5 protein-coding genes are annotated in these 5,025 nt (G+C 64.0%); 1 reads left to right on the forward strand and 4 read right to left on the reverse strand.

Going from position 1 to position 5,025, the window contains the following annotated elements:
- A partial coding sequence (locus AC3AYF_RS10765) for an MFS transporter (RefSeq protein WP_487779721.1) occupies positions 1 to 1,314 on the forward strand: 1,314 nt, incomplete at its 5' end.
- Between the two features lie 118 nt (positions 1,315 to 1,432).
- On the opposite strand, the gene AC3AYF_RS10770 is transcribed toward AC3AYF_RS10765, so the two are convergent.
- From AC3AYF_RS10770 to AC3AYF_RS10785, 4 genes are all read right to left on the reverse strand, one after another.
- Positions 1,433 to 1,702, reverse strand: coding sequence for a GrxA family glutaredoxin (locus AC3AYF_RS10770; RefSeq protein ID WP_149434897.1), 270 nt, complete (start codon positions 1,700 to 1,702; stop codon positions 1,433 to 1,435).
- Positions 1,703 to 1,833: 131 nt separating this feature from the next.
- A complete protein-coding gene (locus tag AC3AYF_RS10775) occupies positions 1,834 to 2,655 on the reverse strand; it encodes an inositol monophosphatase family protein (RefSeq protein WP_295039181.1) in 822 nt (273 codons plus the stop codon).
- Between the two features lie 165 nt (positions 2,656 to 2,820).
- Positions 2,821 to 3,357: a response regulator transcription factor gene (locus tag AC3AYF_RS10780; protein ID WP_295039183.1), complete on the reverse strand. Its 537-nt coding sequence runs from the start codon at positions 3,355 to 3,357 to the stop codon at positions 2,821 to 2,823.
- Positions 3,358 to 3,392: 35 nt separating this feature from the next.
- Positions 3,393 to 4,664 (reverse strand): ATP-binding protein, encoded by a 1,272-nt coding sequence (locus AC3AYF_RS10785; RefSeq protein WP_487779722.1) that lies wholly within the window; start codon positions 4,662 to 4,664, stop codon positions 3,393 to 3,395.
- Positions 4,665 to 5,025: the final 361 nt, after the last annotated feature.

Here is a 5,025-nt window from a genome sequence, read left to right on the forward strand (position 1 = left end):
CGTTCACTACCCGCGACCCTGCCGATCCTGTTCCTGTGTGAAATCAGCTTCCTGCTTGGGCATGGGCTGATCATGACGCTGCTCGGCGTCCGCATGTCGCTGGAAGCGTTTCCCTCCCAGATGGCGGGTCTGCTCATGTCCTGCTTCTCGCTGGGCTTCGTCGCGGGGAGCTACTGGCTGGAGAAGCGCATACGCAGTGTCGGCCATATCCGCGTCTTCGCCGCCTGCGGTGCGTTGCTGGCGGCGACGGCGATGCTCCACGGGCTATGGGTCAATCCCTGGGCGTGGTTGGTCTGGCGGCTGTTTGGCGGCGCGGCGACGGCGGGGTTGTTGATGGTGATGGAGTCCTGGGTCTCGGGCGAGTCGACCAACGAGAATCGCGGCCGGGTGCTGGGCTGGTATCTGGTGATCTCGACCCTGTCCCTGGCGGGCGGCCAGTGGATGCTCAACATGGCGGATCCGGGGACTTTCGTACTGTTCTCGGTGGCCGGCGTTCTGTTCGCGTTGTCACTGGTGCCGCTTTCGATCCATCGCATCCAGGGCCCGCTGCGCAGCAGTCACGACGTATCCGCCAAGATCTCGCTGCGTACCCTGCTGACGCGCGCACCGGTGGGGCTGGTAGGGGCTTTCGTGGCGGGACTCATGGTGCAGGCCTTCTTTGCGATGACCCCATACTATGGCCAGGAGATCGGGCTCACGACGGCCCAGACCGCGAAGTTCATGTCGATCACCACGCTGGTGGCGCTCATCGCCCAGTGGACGCTGGGAAGGGTCTCGGACCGCTTCGATCGTCGTAAGGTCATCCTCTGCATGGCACTGGTGATGACGATATCCGGCGTGCTGATCGTGTTTGCCGCCAGGTCGAGTTACTGGCTGCTGGTTTTCGTCGCGAGCTTCCACACCGCGATGCTGCATACCCTCTACTCTCTGAGCCTGGCCCACACCCATGACTGGCTGGAGCCGGAAGAGACCATCCAGGCCAACGCGAAAGTCCTGATGTGCTACGGCGTGGGCTCCATCGTCGGGCCCTTCAGCGCTTCTCTACTGATGCACAGCGTCGGGCCGGATGGCCTCTGGCTGTTTCTCGGCGCGGCCGCGCTGGGGCTGGCGCTGTTCATCGCCTACCGGCTGTGGCGACGCGAGCCGGTCAAGGCGCCGGAAGAGCAGGAGCCCTACACGCCACTGGTGCCGATGGTGGAATCGACGCACTACATCAACGAGCTGGATCCGCGGCATGGCCCCTACCAGTACGAGTTGAATCTGGAAGGGGAGCTGGAAGCCGTCCAGGAAGAGTCCGGTCTGCAGCCGGTGTGAGCCTGCACCGCCGCTGCGGGGGGCATGCCTGTCGCGATCCTGTCGCGGGCCGAAACGACAAAAGCCGGCGAATGCCGGCTTCTGAAACCTCGGTCGTGGCGTCGGGCGCCGTGCCCCGTCAGGCGTTTTCGGGCATCAACGCCTTGTCCCGCACGTACTGGTCGAACTCCGTGAAGCCGCCAATGTGGGTCTGGTCGACGAAGATCTGCGGTACGGTCTCTACCGGTTTGCCGATGGTCTTCTCCATGTCGGCTTTGGTGATGCCTTCCGCATGGATATCGATATAGCGGAAATCGAAATCGTCCCGCGCTTCCTTGAGTTTCTCCGACAGATCCTTGGCGCGAACACAGAAAGGGCAGCCGGGACGGCCGAAAATGACAGTCAGCATCGGTGAGTCTCCTGTTATTTGTGAAAGGGGGATGAGATGGTTCGAAACCTGAAAATAGAGATTGGGGTTATTCTTTCGTATTAAACCCATGCGGCCCAATAGAGTCTCTCTACGTCCATCATTGCAAGCCGCTATGGCTCCAGGCGTCGTCCGGCGTCGGCATCCCGCAGGAGATCTCCCAGGGCCCGGTGGATACCGGGTGCGGTGACCAGCAGGTTTTCGCCATAGAGCTCCACCGGCAGGTTCTCGGGGCACTCGTAGAGGTGACTCGTCGCGGCGCCGGCTTCCCGGGCGATCAGCAGTCCGGCGGCGAAATCCCACGGCGACACGCTCTCGTAGTAGGCATCGAGCTGACCGCAGCCGACATGGCAGAGATCGAGTGCGGCGGAGCCATTGCGACGCACGTCGCGGCAGGCGTGGACGACATGATTCAGGCGCTTGATCAGTGGGCCGCGTCTGTCGCGAGCGTAGGGGAACCCCGTCGCGACCAGGCTTCTCTCCAGCGTTTCCGACCGGCTGCATACCATCGGCTCGCCATTGAGTTGCGCTCCCCGGTCGCGTACCGCGGTAAAGGTCTCGCCGAGAAAAGGGGCATGCACCACGCCGAGTTGAACCTCTCCGTCGAACGCCAGGGCGATCGACACCGCGACGTGGGCATGGCCATAGGCGAAATTGACCGTACCGTCGATGGGGTCCACGACCCAGAGCGGGCCGCTCCGTTCGAGCTGGCTGCGGTCCGGGGTCAGCTCCTCGGTCAGCCTTGCCTCGCCCGGAAACAGGGTCTCCAGCTCGTCGCCGATCATGCGATCGACAGCGACATCTATCTCGGTCACCAGCTCGTCACCCCCCTTGTACTGGTGGGAGAAGTTTTGCTTCTGGCGAGCCTGGACGATCATGTCGCCGGCCTGGCGGGCGATACGAATCACCTGGTCTAGGCGTTGGGGGTGGTCCACGTTGAACTCCTGTCGGGGGAATGGCGTGGTCCCGGCGATCGGCGGAATCGTCGGGACGAACGAGAAAGATGTCTTCGTGACGGCGGAAACCGATTCGACACCGCGGGCCCCGCTCCGCTGAGTACAGCGCGCTGCCGGGGCCGAGGCGTATCGTCTGAACAAACCCTAGTGCCGCACCGGGCGCTTCTGGAGTTTACGCTGCAGGGTTCGCCGATGCATGCCCAGGGCCCGGGCCGTTGCCGAGATATTGCCGTCGTGTTCATGCAGCACTTTCTGGATGTGCTCCCAGGTGACCCGGTTCACCGAGGGCGGGTTGTCGGCGATCTCCACGTCGACGTCGCCGCTCTCGCGCTCCAGCGACAGCAGGATCTCATCGGCGTCGGCTGGCTTGCACAGGTAGTTGACGGCACCGAGCTTCATCGCCTCCACGGCGGTGGCGATGCTCGAGTAGCCCGTCAACACCACGACGCGACACTCGGGCGCCACTTCCAGCAGCGCGGGCAGCAGCTTGAGGCCGGAGTCCGACTCCAGCTTCAGATCCAGCGTCGCCAGGGCGGGCGGTGCCTCTCTCGCCGCCGCCAGGGCCTGGTCATGGGTATGGGCGACGACCACGTCGTAGCCCCGGCGCCGCATGGCGCGCTCCATGACGAAACAGAGTTGTTCGTCGTCGTCGACGATCAGTAGACGTTCCGGATCACTCATCGGTGGTTCTCCTTGGCGGATGATTGACAGTAGCCCTACACGCTCTCGCCGATCTTGATGCGGGGGAGCTTGACCTCCGTCAGCGTGCCGCCCTCCTCGTGGTTGTAGAGGCTCACGCCGCCACCAAAGCGGTTGACGGTGGCGTGGGTCAAAAACAGTCCGATTCCCATGCCCTTGCTCTTGGTCGAGATGAAGGTGTCACCCAACTGGTCCGCGATCGACATCGGCACGCCCGGGCCGTGGTCGCGAATGTCGATGACGACCTCGTCGGCGTCCCAGTCGAGGCTGGTGACAATGGCATCGGGGCTGGCATCGGCGGCGTTGTTGAGCAGATTGATCATCGCCTGCTCCAGGGTGGCGTCGACGGCGATGGTGGGTTGGCCACGCTTGCCGAGCACTTCCAGGCGGTGGTTGACATCGGGGCGTAGCACCAGCCAGCGCTGGATCAGGTTCTCGAGCCAGGGAGTGGCGCGAAGCGTCTCGGGCTTTTCCAGGCGTCGCCGATCCGCATTGGCGACGAGCGTCTGCAGGCGCTGCTTGCAGGTGTCGACCTGATGACGCAACAGGTCGATGTCCTCCACCAGGGCGGGTTGCCGGCTGGCTTCGTGGCGCATCTCCTTGAGCAGGACCGCCATCGTCGACAGCGGCGTGCCGAGCTCATGCGCCGTGCCGGCGGCCTGGGTCGCCACGGCCAGAATCTGTTCGTTGCGCAGCGCCGCCTCGCGGGTGCGCGACAGGGTCATGTCACGTCGACGCAAGGTGTGCGCCATCTTGAAGATGAAGAAGGTCAGCAGGCTGCCGGAGAGAATGAAGTTCAGCCACATCCCCAGCGTATGCAACTGGACGCCGAAGACGACGGTACTGTTGGTCAGCTGCGGCACCGGCTGATAGAACAGCATCATGGTGGTGTAGCTGGCGGTTGCCGCTATCGCGATGACCCAGGCGTATGACCACGGCAGCGTGGCGGCGGCGATCCCCAGCGGCACCAGCAGGTAGGTGATGAAGGGATTGGTCGAGCCCCCGGTGTAGTAGAACAGCAGGCTCAGTCCGGCGATGTCGACTAGCCAGTGGAGCAGGTATTCGGTGTCGGTGACCGCGCGGGGCCGGCCCAGTCGCCACCAGGTCGCCACGTTGAACAGGCCCATGGCGACGATGACGCTGATGACCGGGAGAACGTGCAGCTGGAACCCCAGCACCTCGATCCCGAAGATGATCGCGGCGAGAAAGCCGGTCCAGGTGATACCGCGGACGAGCGTCAAGCGAACCAGGTTGCGGTTCGGCGTCGAGAGCGGGAGCGGTTGCAGCATGATCTCTCCGGGATCGAGTCGGGTGACGGCGTCAAGGGTGTCCAGCAGCGACGCAGCGGCTGACTCGACATCGCCGCCCGCGTCGTTGCCATGTTAACGCAATGCCGGGAAGCGGCGTGAGCCCGGACGCCACCGTCGGGGTGGAGATGCCAGTGTCCATTTGTCGCAGGTCCGGCCGGAGCCGTCAGGCAGGCCAGGCGGCTACAACTCTGCGGGATCAGCGCGTACAATCGCCGCCATCTTCGATTCCCCGCGAACTCCCGGTCATGCCTCCATGTCCCGTGAGAGTCGCCCCAGTCAGTGAAGCCTTTCATGTCAGATGCTCAGCTCGCCCAGGAAGCGGCCCTACGCCGCACTTTCG

It is taken from the genome of Salinicola sp., from assembly GCF_982684285.1.